The following is a 21,165-nucleotide window of genomic DNA, read 5'->3' on the forward strand; positions in this document are numbered from 1 at the left end:
CGAAAGGCCCTGGCCCCTACAGCGCTCCCCCGAGCTGCTCGGGCAGCTCCGCGGCGTGGACCACGACCAGCCCGGAGACGGCTCGGGTCAGCGCCACGTACAGGCGCCGCAGTCCGGTCCGCTCGTCGGGTTCGCCGTCGACCACGGCGGCGGGCTCGTCGAGGACCACGTAGTCGTATTCGAGGCCCTTCGCGAGCGAGGCCGGCACGAGGGTGAGGCGGGTCTGTGAGGTGGTCTCCTCGCCGGGGCTCAGGTGGGTGAGCCCGGCGTCGGCGAGGGCCGCGGCCAGGGCCGGGATCCGGGCGTCGGCGGCGATGAGGCCCACGGACCCCTCCCGCTCCAGCGCATCGACGCAGGCGGCGACCACGTCGTCGGCCCCGTTCGCCGCCTCCCGGACCTCGAAGGCGCCGGGGTTCTCACGGACGGACGAGACGGGCGCGAGCCCGGGCGCGATGTGGGGCAGCAGCCGGGACGCGTACGCGATGACGTCGCGCGGCACGCGGAATCCGACGGTCAGCTCCTCGACCACGGCCTCCTCCTTGCCCAGATGCCGCAGCGCCTCGCCCCAGCTGCGCGTGGCCCAGGGCGTCGTGCCCTGCGCGAGATCGCCGAGGACGGTGGCGGACCCGGTGGTGCAGCGCCGCCCGACGGCCCGGTACTGCATGGGCGAGAGGTCCTGCGCCTCGTCGAGCACCACATGCCCGAGGGAGTGCGTACGCGCGACGAGATCGGTGACCTCGTCGATCAGCACGGCGTCGGCCGAGGACCACCTGGCGGCCCGCACGCTGCGCGCCGGCCGCTCCCACAGCACGCACTTCTGCTCGTCCTGACTGAGCACACCCTCCGCGTGTTCGGCGAGGAACTCGGCGTCGGAGAGCAGCCGCAGCACGAGCTTCGCGGGATCGACGGCGGGCCACAGGACCTTCACGGCGGCCTTGACGGCCGTGTTCCTGGCCACGGAGTCCTGCACACGGTCGTCGGGGGCTTCGCCCGACCGCTCCATCTGCACGAGAACGGCGTGGGCGATGCGCTGCGGAAGGGCCTCGCGGGCGGCGCCGTAGCGCATATCCCGGGCCATCAACTCCCGCACGATCTCCTCGAGTTCGTACGCGGGCACGCGCCAGCGCCGGGACCCGCGCACGACCACGACGGGCTCCACGGGCAGGGTGATGTGCGAGCGCACGGCCCGCCGCAGCACCTCGGCCATCCGCGCGTCACCCTTGATCACGGCGGCGTCCGCGCCGTCGGCGCCCCGCACCTCCACATGGGCGACGAGGTCGTCGACGGTGGCCTGCTTGACCTCCAGCTCACCGAGAGCCGGCAGCACTTGCTCGATGTACTGGAGGAAGGACCGGTTCGGCCCGATGACGAGGGTCCCGGTACGGGCCAGTCGCTCGCGGTGGGCGTACAGCAGGTAGGCGACGCGGTGGAGGCCGACGGCGGTCTTCCCGGTCCCGGGCCCTCCCTGGACGCACACGGACCCCGCGAGCCCGCTGCGCACGATCTCGTCCTGCTCGGGCTGGATGGTGGCGACGATGTCGCGCATGGGCCCGACGCGGGGACGCTCGATCTCGGCCTGGAGCAGCGCGCTCACGACCTCGGCCTCGGCGGGGTCGGACAGCCGCTCGTCCTCGTACGCGGTGAGATCCCCGCCCGTGTAACCGAACCGCCGCCGCAGCCCGACGTCCATCGGGTCCTTCTTCGAGGCGCGGTAGAAGGGCTGCGAGACGGGGGCGCGCCAGTCGATGACCATCGGGTCGCCCACCGCGTCGTGAACATGCCGCCGACCGATGTAGAACTGCTCCCCGTCGGCCCCCTCGGCCCGGTCCGCGCCGGGGGCGTGCAGGTAGTCGAGCCGCCCGAAGAACAAGGGGGTGTGCGACAGATCGGCCAGGGCCTTGATCCGTTCGTCGATCTGGCGCTGCAGAACGGCGGCGTTCACCCAGTTCGCGGTGACATCGGCGATGTCGAGGGATTCCACGTCCTCGCGCATGGCGCGCAGGGCGGCACGGGACGACGTGAGGTGGGCGCGCTCGCGGGAGAGCGGATCGTCGAGGGACACGGGCTATGCCTCCGGGCTCCGGGGGGTCGGTTACACACGGCGGCCGGCCGGTTTCCGTCCGGGCGGCGGCGCTCCACGGAGGGAGGCGGGCAAGGCGGACCACCTTACTCCCGCCCCGACACACGGCCAACACATTTATTTCCCTAGGGGGCGGGGTCACCCGCAGGACGCACGCCCTCCGCCGCAACCTACGACTCGGGACCGATGTGCACGGAATGCCCGTATTCCACCATGGAGGCATGACAACCATGACCTTCACCCACGGTGCCACCGCGGCCACGGAGACCCACCACCCCCACCGCCTCGGAAACGTCCTGCGCGCGGCCAAGGTCATCGTGACCACGGCGCTCGGCGTGGTCCTCCTGGGCGAGTACGACGAGGAGGCCGGCGTGCAGAGGCGAACAGCCGCGTACGAGCCGCCACCGGACTAGAGCGACAGGGCCTGCCGACAGGGCCCGCCGGCAGGGTCTAGGGTCGCCGCATGCGGGACGACCTGAGGAAAGCCTGGGCGGACACACTCGCCACGGCGCAGCCCACGACAGCCACCCCGACGACCCCGGAGGCCTACGCGGACGACCTCCTGGCCCGCTGGGCGGAGCCACAGCGCCGCTATCACACGACGACGCATCTCAAGGCGGTCCTGGACCGCATCGACGCACTGGAGGACCACGCCGACGACCCGGCCCTGGTCCGCCTCGCGGCCTGGTTCCACGACGCGGTGTATCTCCCCGAGCGCTCGACGAACGAGGAACGCTCGGCGCGTCTCGCGGAACGGGCCCTGACGGAAGTGGGCCTGACGGAGCGGCAGGTCGACGAGGTGAGCCGTCTGGTCATGCTCACGGTGACGCACGACCCGGACGAGGACGACCGCAACGGCGAGGTCCTGTGCGACGCGGATCTGGCGATCCTGGCGGCGTCCCCGGGCGCGTACGCGGCCTATGCGGCGGCGGTCCGGGAGGAGTACGGCTTCGTGCCGGACGAGCCGTTCCGCGAGGGCCGCGCCGCGGTTCTGCGTCAACTCCTCGCCCTGCCCCGCCTGTTCCGCACCCCGTACGGCGCGGCGCACTGGGAGGAGCGGGCCCGCGAGAACCTCACGGCCGAGCTGGCCCTGCTGACTCCGCAAACCGGTTGATCGGCGCGCGGGGCTGTCGCATCCTCGGCCCATGACACTCCTCACCATCGCGGCCGCACGCCTGCGCCTGCACGAGCTGTCCCTGGAGTCGGCCAGGGATCTGAACGCGGACAGCGGGTCGGGCGGCTTCGCCTGGCTGGACGGCGACGCACCGGACGGCACCCGGACCGGCTCGGGGATCACGGTGAAGGCGCACGCGGCGGGCACGTACCGCGAGGGCTGGGGCACGTACGCGATCGTGCGGACCGAGGACGGACGCGCGGTGGGCGGGATCGGCTTCCACAGCGCGCCGGACGAGGAGGGCCGCGTGGAGATCGGTTACGACGTGACGGAGGGGGCGCGCGGCCGGGGCTACGCGACGGAGGCGGTGACCGCCATGGCCGCGTGGGCACTGTCGCAGCCGGGCGTCACGGCGGTGACGGCGAACACGGACCTGGACAACGCGCTGTCCCAACGGGTACTCGAGCGTGCCGGTTTCGTACGGATCGCGACGACGACGGATCTCTGCGCCTACGAACTGTCGGGAATGTAGGCGCCGCCGCGCCGCGTTGTGTCACGTCATGCCTGACTCTGCTCGAAGAGCTCCCGACGACACCGCCGAAGACACTGCCGCGGGTACCCCCACCCGTATGCCGCCGGCCGTCTACATCCTGGGCCTCGCGGTGTTCGCGCTGGGCACGTCCGAGTTCATGCTGTCCGGCATCCTGCCCGCGATCGCCGACGACATGGACGTCACGATCCCGCAGGCGGGCCTGTTGATATCGGCCTTCGCGATCGGCATGGTGGTGGGCGCGCCGCTGCTCGCCGTGGCGACGCTGCGCCTGCCGCGCCGCACCACACTCATCGCGCTGATCTCGGTGTTCGGCCTGGGCCAGGTCGCGGGCGCGCTGGCGCCGACCTACGCGGTCCTGTTCGCGTCGCGGATCGTGAGCGCGCTGGCCTGCGCCGGGTTCTGGGCCGTGGGTGCGGCGGTGGCCATCGCGATGGTGCCGGTGACCCAGCGGGCGCGGGCCATGGCGGTGATGATCGGCGGTCTGTCCATCGCGAACGTGCTGGGCGTCCCGGCGGGCGCGTTCCTCGGTGACGGTCTGGGCTGGCGGGCGGCGTTCTGGGCGGTGGGCGCGGCGTCGGCGATCGCGCTGGTGGGGGTGGTGGCGCTGATCCCGCGGATACCGCTCCCGGCGCAGAGGCCGCGGCCGCGGCGCGAACTGGCGATCTACCGGGACAGCCAGGTCTGGCTGTCGATCACGGTGACGGCACTGGCGGCGGGCGGCGTGTTCTGCGCGTTCAGCTATCTGTCGCCGCTGCTCACCGATGTGGCGGGCCTGGACGAGGGCTGGGTGCCGACGGTCCTCGCGCTGTTCGGCGTCGGCGCGCTCGTCGGCACGACGGTCGGGGGCCGGGTCGCCGACGCGCATCTCTTCGGGGTGCTGCTGAGCGGGATCACGGCGTCCACGGTGTTCCTGGTGGCGCTGGCACTGCTCGGCGGGTTCGCGGTGGCGGCGGTGGTGCTGTCGTTCCTGCTGGGCTTCTCGGCGTTCTACACGGCGCCGGCGCTGAACGCCCGCATGTTCAACGTGGCGGGCGCGGCCCCCACGCTCGCCGGGGCGACGACGACGGCGGCGTTCAACCTGGGCAACACGGGCGGGCCGTGGCTCGGCGGCACGGTGATCGACGCGGGGCTCGGCTACCCGGCGACGGCGTGGGCGGGCGCGGCGATGACGGTGACGGCGATCGGCGCGACGGCGGTGTCCCTGCGCCTGCACCGCGGCTCGGCCACGAAGCTCGTGGCGTCGTCCGGCCCCAAGGACCTCAACTCCCCACCACAGGGCGCCCCTTCGGCCTCCGCAGCCCCGCCTCGGTGAGCCTGCGCACCAGCTCCTTCGAGCCGACCTTCACGGCCCCGGCCCGCACCGCGTCCTCGTAGCGGTGCGACGGAAGGTCGTAGTGGTCGCGCTCGAAGGCGCGGGGCGGGACGCCGAGCCGCTCGGCGAAGAGATGGAGCTCGTCGAAGGAGACGTCGCTGACCACGTGGGACCACATGCGCCCGTGGCCGGGCCAGGTCGGCGGATCGATGTAGACGGTCATCGCGCGACGCTGCCGAGGGACCCCACGGGCGCCACGACCACGCCCGCCTCGCTGCACACCCAGTGCGGGTCGGGGCCCAACTCCGGTTCCACGTCCAGGGCGTGGGGTTCGCCGGAGCCGCACACCGGGCACAGGGGCCAGCGGCCGGAGCGTTCGAGGAGTCCGTCCTGGACGTCCTGCGCGACGAGCCCGGCGACGTAGTCGACCCCCTCCGGCCACTGCTCGACCCACCAGCGCCGGTGCACTATGGAGTCCTCGACCAGCGAGACGACGTCGGCGTGGGCGACCTCACCGGAGCCGAGGTCGGCGAGTACGAGGGCGCGGGCCGCGTGCAGTGCCTGTTCGAGAGGGCTGATGTGGTCCATGCAGCCCATTGTGCTCCCTCGGCGTGCGGGCTCCCAGAACGTCCGAAGGACCCGGAGTGACGTGCCGAACGGCACAGTCGAAGGACTCTTGACGTCTCACCTCCCTGAAAATATCTTTCAAATGTGACCAGCAATGTGAAGGAAATTTTCGCAGGCGACGCGCCGCCCGCCCCGGCCGCCCTCGCGGCCAAGGTGCGGACCCTCGCGCCGTCGATGACCCGCTCCATGCAGCGGGTCGCCGAAGCCGTCGCCGGCGACCCGGCCGGCTGCGCGGCCCTCACGGTCACCGGCCTGGCCGAGCTCACCGGCACCAGCGAGGCGACGGTGGTCCGTACCGCCCGCCTCCTCGGCTACCCCGGATACCGGGACCTGCGCCTCGCCCTCGCCGGGCTCGCCGCCCAGCAGCAGTCGGGCCGCGCCCCCGCCGTCACCGCGGACATAGCGGTCGACGACCCCATCGCCGACGTCGTCGCGAAGCTGGCGTACGACGAGCAGCAGACCCTCGCCGACACCGCGGCCGGCCTCGACACCGTGCAGCTCGGCGCGGCCGTGAACGCGCTGGCGGGCGCCCGCCGCATCGACATCTACGGCATCGGCGCGTCCAGCCTCGTCGGCCAGGACCTCGCCCAGAAGCTCCTGCGCATCGGGCTGATCGCCCACGCCCACGGCGACCCGCACCTGGCGATCACCAACGCCGTGCAGCTGCGCGCCAAGGACGTCGCCATCGCCATCACGCACTCCGGGTCGACCGGCGACGTGATCGAACCGCTGCGCGTCGCCTTCGAGCACGGGGCCGCCACGATCGCGATCACCGGCCGCCCCGACGGCCCGGTCTCGCAGTACGCCGACCACATATTGACCACGTCCACAGCGCGCGAGAGCGAGCTGCGGCCGGCCGCGATGTCGTCCCGCACGAGCCAGCTGCTCGTCGTGGACTGTCTGTTCGTGGGCGTCGCGCAGCGTACGTACGAGACGGCGGCCCCCGCCCTGTCGGCGTCGTACGAGGCGCTCGCGCACCGTCACACGCCGCGCGGCTCCCGCTAGGCGACGCGCGCCCGCCCTCCTTCTTCCGCCCCCATCGCCGCACCGGAAAGAGCCGCACACGTCATGACCTCCACGACCGACGCCGCCGACAACTACAGCGAACTGCGCGCCCAGCTCGCCACGCTCACCACGGAGGCGTTCCGCCCGGAGCTCTCCGAGATCGACCAGCTGTCGACGCAGGAGATCGCGCGGATCATGAACGGCGAGGACGCGAGCGTCCCCACCGCCGTCGCCGAGCAGCTCCCGCAGATCGCCGCCGCGATCGACGGCACGGCCGAGCGGATGGCCCGCGGCGGCCGCCTCGTCTACGCGGGCGCGGGCACGGCCGGCCGGCTCGGCGTCCTGGACGCGTCCGAGTGCCCGCCCACGTTCAACACCGACCCGAGCGAGGTCGTCGGTCTGATCGCGGGCGGCCCGAGCGCGATGATCAAGGCGGTCGAGGGCGCCGAGGACTCCAAGGAGCTCGCGGCCGAGGACCTGGACGCGCTGGGTCTGACGGCGGACGACATCGTGGTCGGCATCTCGGCCTCGGGCCGCACCCCGTACGCGATCGGCGCCGTCGAGCACGCACGCGGGCGGGGCGCCCTCACGATCGGCCTGTCCTGCAACGCGGACAGCGCGCTCGCGGCGGCCGCGGACCACGGCATCGAGGTCGTCGTCGGTCCCGAGCTCCTCACCGGTTCGACCCGGCTGAAGGCGGGCACGGCCCAGAAGCTCGTCCTCAACATGCTGTCGACGATCACCATGATCCGGCTCGGCAAGACGTACGGGAACCTGATGGTGGACGTACGCGCCTCGAACGAGAAGCTGCGCGCCCGCTCCCGCCGGATCGTCGCCCTGGCCACCGGCGCGGACGACGCCGACATCGAGGCCGCGCTCGCCGCGACGGACGGGGAGGTGAAGAACGCCATCCTCGTGATCCTCGGCTCGGTCGACGGCCCGACGGCCGCCCGCCTCCTGACCGACAGCAAGGGCCATCTGCGCGCCGCGCTCCAGGCCTCGGCCACGACCGCGTAGTCCCGCAGTCCCCCGGCCCACACAGTCCCGCAGTCCCGCAGTCCCGTATTGCTCCACCCCCCACGCACCACGCACAGCAAGGCACCACGACCCATGGCTGACTCAAAGAACCGCGCCACGGCCGCCGCGATCCTTCCTCTCGTCGGCGGCGCATCGAACATCACGTCCGTAGCCCACTGCATGACCCGGCTCCGCCTCGGCCTGGCCGACCGCGCGCTCGTCGACGAGGACGCGCTGAAGGCGCTCCCCGACGTCATGGGCGTGGTCGACGACGAGACGTACCAGATCGTCCTCGGACCGGGAAAGGTCGCCCGGGTCACCCCGGAGTTCGAGACCCTGGTCGAGGAGGGGAAGGCCGCCGCACCCGCCGCCGCACCCGCGGCCCCTGCCGCCGCACCCGAGCCGCACGCGGTCACCGCGGACGAGCTCGCCGCCCAGGGCGCCGAGTTGAGGGCGGCCCGCAAGGCGAAGAACGCGACGCCGTTCAAGCTGTTCCTGCGCCGGATCGCGAACATCTTCGTGCCGCTGATCCCGGCGCTGATCGGCTGCGGCATCATCGCCGGCATCAACGGCCTGCTGATCAACCTGCACTGGCTGCCGGGCGTCACCCCCGCCCTGGCCGCCATCGCCTCCGGCTTCATGGCGCTGATCGCGGTGTTCGTCGGCTACAACACGGCGAAGGAGTTCGGCGGTACGCCGATCCTGGGCGGCGCGGTCGCGGCGATCATCGTGTACGCGGGCGTCGCGAACATCGAGGCGTTCGGCCAGAAGCTGTCGCCCGGCCAGGGCGGCGTGCTGGGCGCGCTGGGCGCCGCGGTCCTCGCGACATACATCGAGAAGTGGTGCAGGAAGTGGGTCCCGGAGGCGGTGGACGTGCTGGTCACGCCCACCCTCACGGTCCTGGTCTCCGGCCTGGTCACGATCTTCGGCCTGATGTTCGTGGCGGGTGAGATCTCCACGGGCATCGGCACCGCGGCGAACTGGCTCCTCGACAACACGGGCGCCTTCGCGGGCCTCGTCCTCGGCGGCCTGTTCCTCCCCCTGGTCATGCTGGGCCTGCACCAGGCCCTCATCCCCATCCACACCACGCTCATCGAGCAGCAGGGCTACACGGTCCTGCTGCCCATCCTGGCGATGGCGGGCGCGGGCCAGGTCGGCTGTGCGATCGCGGTGTTCAAGCGCCTCAAGCACAACAAGTCGATCCGTACGACGATCAAGTCCGCGCTCCCCGCAGGCTTCCTGGGCGTCGGCGAACCCCTGATCTACGGTGTCTCGCTCCCGCTCGGCCGCCCCTTCATCACGGCGTGCGTGGGCGGCGCGGCGGGCGGCGCGTTCGTCGGCTTCTTCTCGATGATCGGCGACAAGGTCGGCTCCACGGCGATCGGTCCCTCGGGCTGGGCCCTGTTCCCCCTGCTCGACGGCAACAAGGGCCTCGGCACGACGGTCGCGATCTACGGCGCGGGCCTGCTGGTCGGCTACATCGTGGGCTTCGTGGCGACGTACTTCTTCGGCTTCAGCAAGCAGATGCTGGTGGACCTGAACGTGGACACCCAGGCCGCCGCGGGCGAGTCCCCGGCACCGGCACCGGCCCCCGCGGGCACGACGGAACCGAAGGAACCCGCGAAGGTCTGACCGGCCACGCGCTTCCCCCTGAGAGCCGGGGCCCGCACGGGCCCCGGCTCTCAGCTTTCCTGTACGCCGCCCGGCAGGAGGCAGTGCGCAGCCTCAACCCCGCGCCTGAAGAGGCGCGTCACCGATCAGGGCAGTCGCCCCTCCCGGTTCACCACCCGCACCCGCGCCCTCAGCTCCTCCGCGACGGGCGCCGGCTCCACCGCCTCCGGCGGACAGTCCCACTCGCGCCCGCCGCCGGGCGGCCGCAACTGCACGTAACCGCCCTCACGTCCCATGACCTGCCCGACGCGTCCGTCCCGTACGTCGACCACGTACGCGCCGACGTTCACACGCCGCGCCGGTCGTGCAGTACGGCGGCCAGCCGCATCGCCGTGTCGAGGTTCACGCATCCCAGGTCCACCAGCGGGTAGCCGACCTCTCCCGCCGCCGACACGGGGTCGACCCGCAGGGACGGCAGCAGCACGCCCAGCACACCGAGTTCGGCCCGCAGTTGCGCGATGGTCTCCTCGACCACCCGCAGCCGCTCCGCGTCCCGCACCACCATCGCCCGCTCCTTCACGCCAAGTTCCGCTTTCGCCACCCAGCGTGACGGGAGCGGCTCTACGCTTTCCAGAGCCACCGGCCCAACAAATCCTTTGTTGCCCTGGGAGTCGATGCACGTGACCGGACCGAAGGACCTCGACCCCGTCTCCCGCCGCGTCATGGTCGGCGAGGAACTCCGCCACGCGAGAGAGCGGGCCGGGCTCACTCAACAGGCCCTGGGCGAGCTGCTGTTCGTGAGCGGGTCGTACGTCGGCCAGATGGAGGCGGGTACGCGCAGGATCCTGCCGGACATGGCGGAACGGCTGGACGAGGCGCTGGGGACGGCGGGGTTCTTCGTCCGGCACGGCGTGAAGGCGAACGAGTCGAAGCACCCTGTTCAGTTTGCGGAGACGGCCGAGGCGGAGGCCCTGGCGACCTCGATCCTGGAGTACGGGGCGATGCTCATCCCCGGCCTGCTCCAGACCCCGGGCTACGCCCGCGCAGTCTTCCTCGATTTCCAGCCCACAGCGCCGGACGAGGTCATCGAGAAGCTCCTGACCGCCCGCATGGAGCGCACTCGCCTCCTCGACAATCCAACAAAGCCTGTGTTGTGGGCCGTTCTGGACGAGGCCGCATTGCGCCGACGAGTCGGCGGGGCCGCTGTGATGGCCGATAATCTGCGCCACATCGCCGACCTGATGCGCAAGCGTCGGATCGTCGTCCAAGTGCTCCCGTTCACGGCGGGCGGCCACGCCTCTCTACACGGCCCGCTCAAGCTCATGCACTTCGACGACGCACCCCCGCTCACCTACATCGAGGCCCCCGCCGTCGGCCTACTCCTGGACGATCCGGCCACGGTTGCCCGCCACCAACTGTCCTACGATCTACTGAGGGCCAACGCACTCACCCCGAGGCAGTCCCTGGCCCTGATCTCTTCAGTGGCAGAGGATTACACGCATGAAGATCGCGAACCCCGGGCCTGATCTCACCTCGGTCAGCTGGCACAAATCCAGCTACAGCGCCGGCGACGGCGGCAACTGCCTCGAAGTCACACACGACCACCCCGGCCTCGTCCCCGTCCGCGACTCCAAGAACCCCGACGGCCCGAAGCTCGTGCTCCGGGCGGAGGCCTGGACCGCGTTCATCGACGGCCTGCGCCGACGCTGACCGGACCCCGCCCGAAGCCTCGGCCCCGAGTCCCGCTTTCGAGGAGGGGGAGGCGGGTTTCGACCCACCTCCCCTCCCTGTGCGGCCCCGGAGACGGTCCGCACCTGTGCGGGACGCATCCGTACGGCGATGCGCACCCGCTGACGTCCCGTCCGCGGGGGGCGGGTCAGAGCCGCAGGCCGCACCAGCCGGGTGCGGATCCGGACGGCGCCGGCGGCGAAGCGCTCCCGAAGTAGTAGACCCCGGGCTCGTAGCACGGGGACGGCGCGAAACCGGGCGACACGAGGCCGGCCGCTTCCGCCTCCTCGTTCGACATGATCACTGTCTGGTGCGGGGGCTCCGGATCGGCGGCGTACGCGCCCGGGGCGAACACCCCCGCCACCGCCGAAGCCGCCAACACCCCTGTCACCAAAGCCCGCACGGGCATGTTCATCGTCATGCCCGGGTCAACGAACGCCGCCGCGTCAGGTCACCCCGGAGCACCGTCCGCGAGCCCCGATGCCCCGCGATATCGTTCAAGCCACAACCACCTTCACAGGCCGCGCACCTACTTCGGCCGTACGACCGACGCCGGAGCATCCATGCGCGCCCCCTTGTCTTTCACCGCTGCCCTCGTGACCGCCGCCGTCCTGTGCGCGGGCTGCGCCTCGCACGACGACGCCGGGGACGGCTCCGCCACGAAGAGCGCGGCCGCGAAGACCGCCCCGAGGGACGCCGTGCGCGCCGCGGTCGAAGCCACCCGCGCCACCTCCGCGCAGACGCGGCAGAACGTCGAGATCTCCGACGGCCAGGGCCGGACCTACCGGATCGACATCACCGGTGGCTTCGACCTGGACGCCGACCGCGGCGCGCTCTCGGTCCGGATGCCCGGGGGCCCCACGGGCAGGATCGACGAGGTCTTCGCCGACGACACGGTCTACGTACGCGGCACCGGCGACCTCGCCATGAACGGCTGGGGCTCGACCTCCCGCTCGACGGCGAAGGCGCACGCCATGCTGCGCGCCCCGCTCAACGATCCCGAGTACGTCCTCGAACAGATCTCCGCGATGCGTCAGGTCACCGAGAGCGGCACCGAGACCCTCGGCAAGGTCCCCGTCACGCACTACCGCGGCACCCTCGGGCACGCCACCCTGACCCTGCGGACGACCTCCAAGATCCGCGACAAGGTCGACGAGGCCAGGGACTACCTCGGCAGCGACCTGCCGGTGTTCGCCGACGCCTGGATCGACGGCAGGGGCCGCATCGCCCGCGCCCGGACGGACCTGAACCTGGGCGGGGCCCGCATGACCGTCACGCTGTCGCTGTCGCAGCACGGCAAGCCCGTCCGGGTGACGGTCCCCGATGCCGGGCAGACCTCCCCCGTGCCCGAGTTCGACGGCCCCATGCTGGGCTGACGCCCTGCGGACACGCGCTCCACATGCGCCCCGCTCCGCCGTCCCGCATCCTGAATTCATGGCTGAGAGCACGTTCTCGAAGATCTCCTGGACCGAGTTCCGCCCCGACCAGCGGCGCCTGGCCACCGGCGCCGTGCTGACCGGCATCGGCATGCTCGCCGCCGCGGCGGGCGTCGGCGTCCTGGTCTACGAGCTGGCGCGCGCGGGCCGCAACTGGACCGGCAGCTGGGAGGTGCCGCCCGCCGAGCTGGCGACCCGCACCCTCCACCAGGCGCAGACCGCCGCGCAGAGCGCGGCCCAGGCCGGCCGAGAGGCCTGGACCAGCTACCAGGAGTCGCCGGTTCAGCGCGGCTAGGGCCTTTCGTCCGGATCAGGCCGGATCAGGGAGCTGGTCCCTCCGCCGTGCGTCGCAAGGCGGAGGGAGGAGCCGACGCTGAGCGTCGGCGACCGACGACAACGCCGCGAGGCGCGGTGCCGGCGCCCGCGAGCCCGGCATGATCCGGACGACAGGCCCCAGGACCTGTCCGGCGGATCCTCTCGCGGGACGCGGGCCGTCACTGGGCGGGCGCCCACCCCGGGATCCTCGGCAGCACCTTCTCGGCGACCTGGAACAGCACCGTGTCGTCCGGCACCGCGCCGTCCGATCGCCACAGCGTCAGCTCGAAGGAGCCGCCCTTGTCCTGCGCGTCCTGCGCGACGGACAGAACACGGGCCGGGACCCCGGGAGCGCTGCTCGAATCACTGCCGTCGAGGCGGAACCTGATGCTGATGGTGCGGTCCGAGTAGAGGACCGCCCGGCGGCCCAGGAACGTCCGCCGCTTCTGCGTGTCCCCGAAGAGGCCGGCGGTGTCGGCGACCGGACGGCCGTCGTAGGTGCCCTCCAGCGTCACGGTGTACGTCTCGAACTCGACCCGCGCCGAGGGCGTGGAGATCTCGCGCCCACCGGCCGTCCTGATCGAACTGCCGCTGCCCGACGCGGACTTCGCGATCTCCGTCGGCGTGCCGAGCAGGTCGGCGAGGTCCCGCCGGTTGAGCACTGCGCACAGTTGCGCGCCGGAGACCCGCCCCGCCGCCTCACCGGCCTTCGCGCCCTTCTCGGCCTCCCCGCCCGAGCAGGTCGCCGGCTTCGGCTCGGCGCTGCTCTCGGCGTCCGTCTTCGCGATCGCCCAGAACCCGATGGCGAGCGCGGCCACCAGCGCCACGGCCGATATCGCCTGTCCCCACGCGTTCATGCCCTTCTTGGGCACGTCGTCACTGTCGGCCATGTCCCCCACCCGCCCCGATCACCTGACAAATGCCCGGGGAATCTAACCCGTGATCACCGGGCGGACAAGGAGAACCGACCGGGGAACGCCCGAGGGCGGCACCCCCCGGGAAGAGGAGTGCCGCCCTCGGAAAGGACAGGCTGAACCGTCAGGCTCAGAAGTCCATGTCACCGCCCGGCATGCCGCCCGGAGCGCCGCCCGCGGCGGCCTTCTCCGGCTTGTCGGCGATGACGGCCTCGGTGGTCAGGAACAGCGCGGCGATGGACGCGGCGTTCTGCAGCGCGGAACGCGTGACCTTCGCCGGGTCGAGGATGCCCTCGGCGATCATGTCGACGTACTCGCCGGACGCGGCGTTCAGGCCGTGGCCGATGGGAAGGTTGCGGACCTTCTCCACGACGACGCCACCCTCGAGACCACCGTTGACGGCGATCTGCTTGAGCGGGGCCTCCAGCGCGAGCTTCACGGCGTTGGCGCCGGTCGCCTCGTCACCGTCGAGCTCGAGCTTCTCGAAGACCGCGGAGGCCTGCAGCAGGGCCACGCCGCCACCGGCGACGATGCCCTCCTCGACGGCCGCCTTCGCGTTGCGAACGGCGTCCTCGATGCGGTGCTTGCGCTCCTTGAGCTCGACCTCGGTCGCGGCACCGGCCTTGATGACCGCAACACCGCCGGCGAGCTTCGCCAGGCGCTCCTGCAGCTTCTCGCGGTCGTAGTCGCTGTCCGAGTTCTCGATCTCGGCACGGATCTGGTTGACGCGGCCCTGGACCTGGTCGCTGTCACCGGCGCCGTCGACGATCGTCGTCTCGTCCTTGGTGATGACGACCTTGCGGGCGCGGCCGAGCAGGTCGAGACCGGCGTTCTCCAGCTTGAGGCCGACCTCCTCGGAGATGACGGTGCCACCGGTGAGGATGGCGATGTCGCCGAGCATGGCCTTGCGGCGGTCACCGAAGCCCGGGGCCTTGACGGCGACGGACTTGAAGGTGCCACGGATCTTGTTGACGACCAGGGTCGACAGGGCCTCGCCCTCGACGTCCTCGGCGATGATCAGCAGCGGCTTCCCGGACTGCATGACCTTCTCGAGCAGCGGAAGGAGGTCCTTCACGTTGCCGATCTTGGAGTTGACGATGAGGATGTACGGGTCGTCGAGCGACGCCTCCATACGCTCCATGTCGGTGGCGAAGTAGGCCGAGATGTAGCCCTTGTCGAAGCGCATGCCCTCGGTGAGCTCAAGCTCGAGACCGAAGGTCTGCGACTCCTCGACGGTGATGACGCCTTCCTTGCCGACCTTGTCCATCGCCTCGGCGATGAGCTCGCCGATCTGGGTGTCGGCGGCGGAGATGGAGGCCGTGGAAGCGATCTGCTCCTTGGTCTCGACATCCTTGGCCTGCTCGAGCAGGGCGGCGGAGACGGCCTCGACGGCCTTCTCGATGCCGCGCTTGAGGGCCATCGGGTTGGCGCCGGCCGCGACGTTGCGCAGGCCTTCCTTGACGAGCGCCTGGGCGAGGACGGTCGCGGTCGTCGTGCCGTCACCGGCGACGTCGTCCGTCTTCTTCGCGACCTCCTTGACCAGCTCGGCGCCGATCTTCTCGTACGGGTCCTCGAGCTCGATCTCCTTGGCGATGGACACACCATCGTTGGTGATCGTGGGGGCGCCCCACTTCTTCTCGAGGACGACGTTGCGACCCTTGGGGCCCAGGGTCACCTTGACGGCGTCGGCGAGCTGGTTCATGCCGCGCTCGAGGCCGCGCCGTGCCTCCTCGTCGAACGCGATGATCTTGGCCATGTGAAGTGGTCCTCCCGGACGGGGTGGAAACGCAAAACGGACCGTGCTGGTGCCCGCGACGGACGGCCTGCGTGCCGTGTGGTTCCTTGCCCCACCCGGCCTGCGAGCCTCACCGACCCGATCCAAGTTCTGTCACTCTCACCTTCAGAGTGCTAACGCAATGATTAGCACTCGACCTAGGAGAGTGCAAGCGCCTCCGGCAGACGCGCGGTCCCCGCGGGCGGCGCGCGCGGACCGCGCGCGCACGCACGAGAGGCCCGTACCCCTCGCGGGGTACGGGCCTCTCGGCGTGAGTGTGTCGGTGGCCGATCGCGCCGAGATCAGACGGCGAGCTTGACCATGTCCGCCTGCGGACCCTTCTGGCCCTGCGAGATCTCGAATTCGACTCGCTGACCCTCTTCAAGGGTGCGGTATCCGTCCATCTGGATGGCGCTGTAGTGGACGAATACATCCGCACCACCGTCGACCGCGATGAAGCCGTACCCCTTCTCCGCGTTGAACCACTTGACGGTGCCCTGAGCCATGACTAACTCCCCTATTACTGGCCCTTGCACAGGCCCGCACTTCGCGGACCCGGGTCAGACCTCACGCCCCATTGGTTGGAGGTGTGCGCCGGAACGCGTCGACCGCGGCTGAATGTATCTGCCCAACTGCCGTCTGCAACAGGTCAATCGGACGAGAATTCTGGGCACGGCAGAGCGGTAATAAGCGGCGGAGTCATTGGATTCCGGGGCAACTCGGGCCCGACAAATGCCACGAACACCCGATAAGGGCTGGGCACTTTGGCTGCTTCTTGTCGGACGGCGGCCGACTTCATATATGCGCTCGGCACAGGCGCGAAGCTCGCTTCCCAACTCTACCGCGCTCAACCCTGCAGAATTGCCCCCTCCGCTTCTCTCGCGGAGGGGGCAATTCAGGTGACTCTGTGTGGCCTCGCAAGGCCGGGCGATCAGCCGCCGGCACGGTGCCCGACGGTCAGCCTCCGGCGACGGCCGGGATGATCGAGACGCCCGCGCCCGCCGGCGTCGCCGTCTCCAGGCCCTGCTCGAAGCGCACGTCGTCGTCGTTGACGTACACGTTCACGAAGCGGCGCAGCTTGCCCTGGTCGTCCAGGACGCGGGCCGCGATGCCCGTGTGGTTCTTCTCCAGGTCGGCGATGACCTCGGAGAGGGTCGCGCCCTCGGCGGCGACCTCGGCCTTGCCGCCGGTGTAGGTGCGCAGGATGGTGGGGATGCGGACGTTGACGCTCATGGGGGCTGCAGCCTTTCCGTGCGGGGGTCGCGGGAGTGCGCGGGTCTTCAGTGGGCGAGGCCCGCGTCGCGGAACGCGTCCAGGCTCGGGCGGATGGTGGCGGTCGCCTGGGACGTCTCGGCGACCGCGTCGAGGGTCTTGAGGCCGTCGCCGGTGTTGAGGACGACGGTGGTGAGCGTCGGGTCGATCAGGCCGGCCTCGATCAGCTTCTTCGTCACGCCGACCGTCACACCGCCCGCGGTCTCCGCGAAGATGCCCTCGGTCCGCGCCAGGAGCTTGATCGCGTCGACGACCTGCTCGTCGTTGACGTCCTCCACGGCGCCGCCGGTGCGGCGGGCGATGTCGAGGACGTACGGGCCGTCGGCCGGGTTGCCGATGGCCAGGGACTTGGCGATCGTGTTCGGCTTCTGCGGCCGCACGACGTCGTGGCCGCCCTTGTAGGCGACGGACACCGGCGAGCAGCCCTCGGCCTGGGCGCCGAAGAGCTTGTACGGCTTGTCCTCGACGAGGCCGAGCTTGATCAGCTCCTGGAGGCCCTTGTCGATCTTCGTGAACTGGGAGCCGGACGCGATCGGGATGACCAGCTGGTCAGGGAGCCGCCAGCCGAGCTGCTCACAGATCTCGTACGCGAGCGTCTTGGAGCCCTCGCCGTAGTACGGGCGGAGGTTGACGTTGACGAAGCCCCAGCCCTCGCCGAGCGGGTCGCCGATGAGCTCGGAGCAGAAGCGGTTGACGTCGTCGTAGTTGCCCTCGATGCCGACGAGTTCGCCGCCGTAGACCGCGGCCATGACGACCTTGCCCTGCTCCAGGTCGTGCGGGATGAACACGCAGGAGCGGAAGCCGGCGCGGGCCGCGGCGGCGCCGACGGCGCCGGCGAGGTTGCCGGTGGAGGAGCAGGACAGGGTGGTGAAGCCGAAGGCGCGGGCGGCCTCGATGGCCTGGGCGACGACGCGGTCCTTGAAGGAGTGCGTGGGGTTGCCGGAGTCGTCCTTGACGAACAACTTGCCCTGCTCCACGCCGAGTTCACGGGCGAGGTTGTCGGCCTTGACGAGCTTGGTCCAGCCGGGGTTCAGGTTCGGCTTCTCGGCGACGTCGGCCGGGACGGGCAGGAGAGGGGCGTAGCGCCAGATGTTGGCGGGTCCGGCCTCGATCTCCTTGCGCAGCGACTCGGGGTCGCCGACCGGCAGGTCGTAGGAGACTTCGAGCGGCCCGAAACACTCGGCACAGGCGAAGATCGGTCCGAGCGGGAAGCTGGTGCCGCACTCGCGGCAGGAAAGCGCCGAGGCGGGTCCCAGATCAACGGAAGTGGTGGTGGCGACAGTCTGCGCAGCCATGATGGCGAGGCCCTTTCTCCTCATCTTCCTCGCGGCGCATCTCGCCACGAGACGGAATTGGCACCTTCCCCACCTGGACCTCGACAAGGTCGGCGGGAGGGTTGCCGGGACTTCAACGGGCCGTATCCCTCTGTCCCTCTGGATGAGCGCTATTCGGTTGTTGTACTGGCGCTTGATCACTCAAGCGCGGCGGCGACCCCGACATGCGATGGTCACCGGCGTTGTTCAAGACTGTAACCGAAGGCCCGGACGCTTGAGATAGTCGTCCGAACCGCGAGATGGATCACAGTTCGTGATCAGACAGTTCAGACAGTGAGGAGCCGCGCACCGTGCTGGAAGAAGTAGAGCGCTGGCTGAGCAGGCGTTCCTGGTCGGTGTCGGACCGTCCGCTCCCTCAGCTGATCGCCGCGAAGCGGGCCTCGGGCACCTCGGTGAGCGTGGTGCTGCCCGCACTGAACGAGGAGGAGACGGTCGGCGAGATCGTCGCCGAGATCCGGCGTGCCCTGATGACGGAGCGGGTGCCGCTGGTCGACGAGCTGGTGGTGATCGACTCGGGCTCGACGGACCGCACGGCCGAGGTCGCGCGGGCCGCCGGAGCGCGCGTCGTGCACCGGGACGCGATCCTGCCGAGGATCCCGGCCGTGCCCGGCAAGGGTGAGGTGCTGTGGCGCTCGCTGCTCGCGACGGGCGGCGACATCGTCTGCTTCGTCGACGCGGACCTGAAGGAGTTCTCCGCGGACTTCGTCTCGGGGATCGTGGGCCCGCTGCTCACGGATCCCGGCGTGGACTTCGTGAAGGCGATGTACGACCGCCCGCTCGGGTCCGCCGCCGGCCAGGGGGGCCGGGTCACGGAGCTGGTGGCGCGCCCCCTCCTCAATCTGCACTGGCCGCTGCTCGCGGGGTTCGTGCAGCCGCTCGGCGGCGAGTACGCGGCCCGCAGATCGCTCCTGGAGCGCCTGCCGTTCCCCGTCGGTTACGGAGTCGAGCTCGGTCTTCTCGTCGACGCGCTGCACACGGTGGGCCTCGACGCGCTCGGGCAGGTCGACGTGGGGGTGCGCAAGCACCGGCACCAGGACGGGCAGGCGCTCGGCCGGATGGCCGCGGCGATCTACCGCACCGCGCAGCTGCGCCTCGCGCGCGGGCACCTCGTACGTCCGGTGCTCACCCAGTTCGAGCGCGGGGAACAGGGATTCGAGCCGCGCACGCACACCGTGGACACCGAGGAACGCCCCCCGATGACCGAAATCACCGAGTACACGGAGCGCCGCGTGGCGTAGCCGGGGGCAATCGTATGTTTTGCCTACATTGCCCTTTATGTGGCTCAGACAAGTTTCGGGTGAGCGACGGCTGCGCGCAGCCGCGACCCGCACCGCCGGGGCGCTCGTCGCCACGGCCACCGCACTGACGGCTCTCGTCGCCGCGGCCCCCGCCGCGGCGGACGTGGTGGCGCCGTTCGCCAAGCGCTACGACGCGTCGCTGTACGGCGACTTCGCGACCATCGGCAACACGGTCATGGGCTGCCAGTCCGCCCCGGCCGACCTGGCGGAGCGCTGCGCGGCCGCCGCCGGCGGGCAGGGCGGCGACAACAACGACACGTTCGTGATGCAGCGCGTCAACACGGCCGCCACGACGGCCGGTTACGGCTCCAGCACCGGCCGGGTGACGATCCCGCCGGGCGCGAAGGTGGCCTACGCCCGCCTGTTCTTCGGCGGCAACGACGGTACGTACAAGGGCCCGAGCGGCGCGCAGCTCGCGCGGTGCGACATCTCCGGCGCCGATGTGCGGCCCTCGCCGGGCGCTCCGCTCGCCGCCGTGCCCGTCCTGGGCGTGAACGGCGGCGCGCCGGCCAAGGTCTCCGCCGAGGTCCTGGTCCGGGACCCGGCGACCGCCGACGGCCCGCACTACTACACGGGCGAGGCCGACGTCACGGGCATGTTCGCCGGCGTCACCGGCACCGGCGCGCCCGTCCCCGTCGCGGTCGGCGGCGTCTGGGCGCCCAACGGCAAGGGCTGCGTGGCCGGCTGGTCGATGACGGTCGTCTACGAGTACGGCGCCCCGGACCCCAGGTACGCGCCGGAGCGTCGCCACGTGTACGTCTACGGCGGACACGTCCTCCAGCGCTCCGTCTCGCCGGCGACCACGATCGGCGTGGACGGCTTCCACCGCGCGGGCGGCGGCGCGGTGCGGGCGGGCGTCGCCGCGTACGAGGGCGACCGGAACACGCCGGGCGACCGCTTCCTGGTCGACGGCAGGAACGTCACCGAAGCCCAGACCGGCGACACCGACGGCTTCTTCGTCGGTGAGGGCGACGGTGCCGTCGCCCCGAGGACGGTCGACAGCCTGGGCATCGACGCGAAGGAGTTCGAGCTGCCCCCCGGGACCGTCCCGCCCGGCGCCACCTCCACCGAGCTGACGTTCACCACCGAGGGCGACACCTACCTCCCCTCGGCGCTCGCCCTGTCCGTCCCGGTCCCCGACCTGGAGGTCACCGGGACGGCGAGCCCGAAGGCGGCCGGCCCCGACGGCACCCTGAGCGAGAAGCCGCAGCCCCCGGCCCCGCCCGCCCTGCGCATCACGAGCGTGCCCGAGCGGCCCGCCGTGCCGCCGTGCGGGGAGAGCGGGAACACCGTCACGATCACCGACTTCTCGGCGAGGAAGCGCACCGGCGCCGCCGTCGAGTGGCCCGTGACGGCGGGCTCGGTCCCGGTCGCCTCCGCCGGGAGCGTCACGAAGCGGGGGTCCGTGTACGTCTGGAAGGGTGACGTCGCGGCCCACGGCAAGGTCGTCATCACCCAGCGCGTGAAGGCGCCCTGCACGGCGGGCGGGGCCACCGTGATCACGGTGACGGCCGACGTGCCGCGCACCAACTGTCCCAAGGCCCCGCGCGTCAAAGCCGACCCGTGCACCTCGGTGATCACCGCCGGACGGGCGCAGGCCCGCCCGGCCCCACCTCGGGAGTCGCACCGGCCGCGCGGCAGCGAGCTGGCCGACACCGGTGACTCGGACACGCTCCTGTACGGCGGTCTCGCGGGGGCCCTGTGCGGGCTCGGCGTCCTCGCGGTGGCGGCGGCGCGCAGCCGGCGTGACTGACCCGCGCGGGTAACCGTCGCGG

The 21,165-nt window shown here is 71.3% G+C and carries 24 protein-coding genes and 1 riboswitch; of the genes, 13 read left to right on the top strand and 11 right to left on the bottom strand.

Annotated features, from left to right (window positions below):
- Positions 1–16: 16 nt before the first annotated feature.
- Positions 17–2,062: a HelD family protein gene (locus ACFC96_RS07820; RefSeq protein WP_376610829.1), complete on the bottom strand. Its 2,046-nt coding sequence runs from the start codon at positions 2,060–2,062 to the stop codon at positions 17–19.
- Positions 2,063–2,301: 239 nt separating this feature from the next.
- On the opposite strand from ACFC96_RS07820, the gene ACFC96_RS07825 reads away from it, so the two are divergent.
- From ACFC96_RS07825 to ACFC96_RS07840, 4 genes are all read left to right on the top strand, one after another.
- Positions 2,302–2,493 (top strand): hypothetical protein, encoded by a 192-nt coding sequence (locus tag ACFC96_RS07825; RefSeq protein WP_376260509.1) that lies wholly within the window; start codon positions 2,302–2,304, stop codon positions 2,491–2,493.
- 50 nt (positions 2,494–2,543) lie between these two features.
- Positions 2,544–3,194, top strand: a complete 651-nt coding sequence (locus ACFC96_RS07830) for a hypothetical protein (RefSeq protein WP_376260511.1) — start codon at positions 2,544–2,546, stop codon at positions 3,192–3,194.
- 31 nt (positions 3,195–3,225) lie between these two features.
- The gene (locus ACFC96_RS07835) at positions 3,226–3,726 is read left to right on the top strand and encodes a GNAT family N-acetyltransferase (RefSeq protein WP_376610831.1); all 501 of its coding nucleotides are present in this window, start codon (positions 3,226–3,228) and stop codon (positions 3,724–3,726) included.
- Between the two features lie 97 nt (positions 3,727–3,823).
- Positions 3,824–5,059 carry a Cmx/CmrA family chloramphenicol efflux MFS transporter gene (locus ACFC96_RS07840; RefSeq protein WP_376610976.1) on the top strand — a complete coding sequence of 412 codons (1,236 nt, stop codon included), beginning with the start codon at positions 3,824–3,826 and terminating at the stop codon, positions 5,057–5,059.
- Here ACFC96_RS07840 and ACFC96_RS07845 read toward each other — a convergent pair.
- Both ACFC96_RS07845 and ACFC96_RS07850 read right to left on the bottom strand, forming a co-directional pair.
- A complete protein-coding gene (locus tag ACFC96_RS07845; RefSeq protein WP_376260515.1) occupies positions 5,007–5,282 on the bottom strand; it encodes a DUF4031 domain-containing protein in 276 nt (91 codons plus the stop codon). The two genes, ACFC96_RS07840 and ACFC96_RS07845, sit on opposite strands and share 53 nt — an antisense overlap.
- Positions 5,279–5,647, bottom strand: a complete 369-nt coding sequence (locus tag ACFC96_RS07850; RefSeq protein WP_376260517.1) for a hypothetical protein — start codon at positions 5,645–5,647, stop codon at positions 5,279–5,281. Before ACFC96_RS07850 ends, ACFC96_RS07845 begins: the two co-directional genes overlap by 4 nt.
- A 123-nt stretch (positions 5,648–5,770) precedes the next feature.
- Between ACFC96_RS07850 and ACFC96_RS07855 the strand changes: the two genes are divergently transcribed.
- The 3 genes from ACFC96_RS07855 (at position 5,771) to ACFC96_RS07865 (ending at position 9,340) form a co-directional block, all read left to right on the top strand.
- Positions 5,771–6,691 (top strand): MurR/RpiR family transcriptional regulator, encoded by a 921-nt coding sequence (locus ACFC96_RS07855; protein WP_116512367.1) that lies wholly within the window; start codon positions 5,771–5,773, stop codon positions 6,689–6,691.
- Positions 6,692–6,754: 63 nt separating this feature from the next.
- A complete protein-coding gene (gene murQ / locus ACFC96_RS07860) occupies positions 6,755–7,708 on the top strand; it encodes an N-acetylmuramic acid 6-phosphate etherase (RefSeq protein WP_376610833.1) in 954 nt (317 codons plus the stop codon).
- A 93-nt stretch (positions 7,709–7,801) separates the two neighbouring features.
- Entirely contained in the window at positions 7,802–9,340 is a 1,539-nt protein-coding gene (locus ACFC96_RS07865) for a PTS transporter subunit EIIC (RefSeq protein ID WP_376260521.1), read from the top strand.
- A 125-nt stretch (positions 9,341–9,465) separates the two neighbouring features.
- On the opposite strand, the gene ACFC96_RS07870 is transcribed toward ACFC96_RS07865, so the two are convergent.
- Together ACFC96_RS07870 and ACFC96_RS07875 are read right to left on the bottom strand one after the other, a co-directional pair.
- Positions 9,466–9,669, bottom strand: a complete 204-nt coding sequence (locus ACFC96_RS07870; protein ID WP_376260523.1) for a hypothetical protein — start codon at positions 9,667–9,669, stop codon at positions 9,466–9,468.
- Positions 9,666–9,959, bottom strand: a complete 294-nt coding sequence (locus ACFC96_RS07875) for a hypothetical protein (protein WP_376610835.1) — start codon at positions 9,957–9,959, stop codon at positions 9,666–9,668. The genes ACFC96_RS07870 and ACFC96_RS07875 overlap by 4 nt, the downstream gene beginning before the upstream one ends.
- 40 nt (positions 9,960–9,999) lie before the next feature.
- Between ACFC96_RS07875 and ACFC96_RS07880 the strand changes: the two genes are divergently transcribed.
- Together ACFC96_RS07880 and ACFC96_RS07885 are read left to right on the top strand one after the other, a co-directional pair.
- A complete protein-coding gene (locus ACFC96_RS07880; RefSeq protein WP_376610836.1) occupies positions 10,000–10,845 on the top strand; it encodes a helix-turn-helix domain-containing protein in 846 nt (281 codons plus the stop codon).
- Positions 10,820–11,029, top strand: a complete 210-nt coding sequence (locus tag ACFC96_RS07885; protein ID WP_376610838.1) for a DUF397 domain-containing protein — start codon at positions 10,820–10,822, stop codon at positions 11,027–11,029. Before ACFC96_RS07880 ends, ACFC96_RS07885 begins: the two co-directional genes overlap by 26 nt.
- A 166-nt stretch (positions 11,030–11,195) precedes the next feature.
- Here the strand turns inward: ACFC96_RS07885 and ACFC96_RS07890 are convergent, their stop codons facing one another.
- Entirely contained in the window at positions 11,196–11,468 is a 273-nt protein-coding gene (locus tag ACFC96_RS07890; RefSeq protein ID WP_376227075.1) for a hypothetical protein, read from the bottom strand.
- 142 nt (positions 11,469–11,610) lie between these two features.
- Between ACFC96_RS07890 and ACFC96_RS07895 the strand changes: the two genes are divergently transcribed.
- Positions 11,611–12,423 carry a hypothetical protein gene (locus tag ACFC96_RS07895; RefSeq protein ID WP_376610840.1) on the top strand — a complete coding sequence of 271 codons (813 nt, stop codon included), beginning with the start codon at positions 11,611–11,613 and terminating at the stop codon, positions 12,421–12,423.
- A gap of 58 nt (positions 12,424–12,481) precedes the next feature.
- Positions 12,482–12,778, top strand: a complete 297-nt coding sequence (locus ACFC96_RS07900) for a hypothetical protein (protein WP_376227071.1) — start codon at positions 12,482–12,484, stop codon at positions 12,776–12,778.
- Between the two features lie 199 nt (positions 12,779–12,977).
- Here the strand turns inward: ACFC96_RS07900 and ACFC96_RS07905 are convergent, their stop codons facing one another.
- From ACFC96_RS07905 to thrC, 5 genes are all read right to left on the bottom strand, one after another.
- Entirely contained in the window at positions 12,978–13,688 is a 711-nt protein-coding gene (locus ACFC96_RS07905) for a DUF6215 domain-containing protein (protein ID WP_376610842.1), read from the bottom strand.
- Between the two features lie 154 nt (positions 13,689–13,842).
- Positions 13,843–15,468 (bottom strand): chaperonin GroEL, encoded by a 1,626-nt coding sequence (gene groL / locus ACFC96_RS07910; protein WP_376260533.1) that lies wholly within the window; start codon positions 15,466–15,468, stop codon positions 13,843–13,845.
- Positions 15,469–15,788: 320 nt separating this feature from the next.
- A complete protein-coding gene (locus ACFC96_RS07915; protein WP_005315736.1) occupies positions 15,789–15,992 on the bottom strand; it encodes a cold-shock protein in 204 nt (67 codons plus the stop codon).
- 451 nt (positions 15,993–16,443) lie between these two features.
- Positions 16,444–16,719 (bottom strand): MoaD/ThiS family protein, encoded by a 276-nt coding sequence (locus ACFC96_RS07920; RefSeq protein ID WP_100595710.1) that lies wholly within the window; start codon positions 16,717–16,719, stop codon positions 16,444–16,446.
- Between the two features lie 47 nt (positions 16,720–16,766).
- Positions 16,767–18,053, bottom strand: a complete 1,287-nt coding sequence (gene thrC, locus ACFC96_RS07925) for a threonine synthase (protein WP_376260534.1) — start codon at positions 18,051–18,053, stop codon at positions 16,767–16,769.
- 17 nt (positions 18,054–18,070) lie between these two features.
- Positions 18,071–18,202, bottom strand: a riboswitch (SAM riboswitch).
- A 180-nt stretch (positions 18,203–18,382) separates the two neighbouring features.
- On the opposite strand from thrC, the gene ACFC96_RS07930 reads away from it, so the two are divergent.
- Positions 18,383–19,330, top strand: coding sequence for a glucosyl-3-phosphoglycerate synthase (locus tag ACFC96_RS07930; RefSeq protein ID WP_376610844.1), 948 nt, complete (start codon positions 18,383–18,385; stop codon positions 19,328–19,330).
- Between the two features lie 37 nt (positions 19,331–19,367).
- Positions 19,368–21,143, top strand: a complete 1,776-nt coding sequence (locus ACFC96_RS07935) for a hypothetical protein (RefSeq protein WP_376610846.1) — start codon at positions 19,368–19,370, stop codon at positions 21,141–21,143.
- Positions 21,144–21,165: the final 22 nt, after the last annotated feature.

The organism is Streptomyces sp. NPDC055955, from assembly GCF_042270245.1.
Classification (GTDB): domain Bacteria; phylum Actinomycetota; class Actinomycetes; order Streptomycetales; family Streptomycetaceae; genus Streptomyces.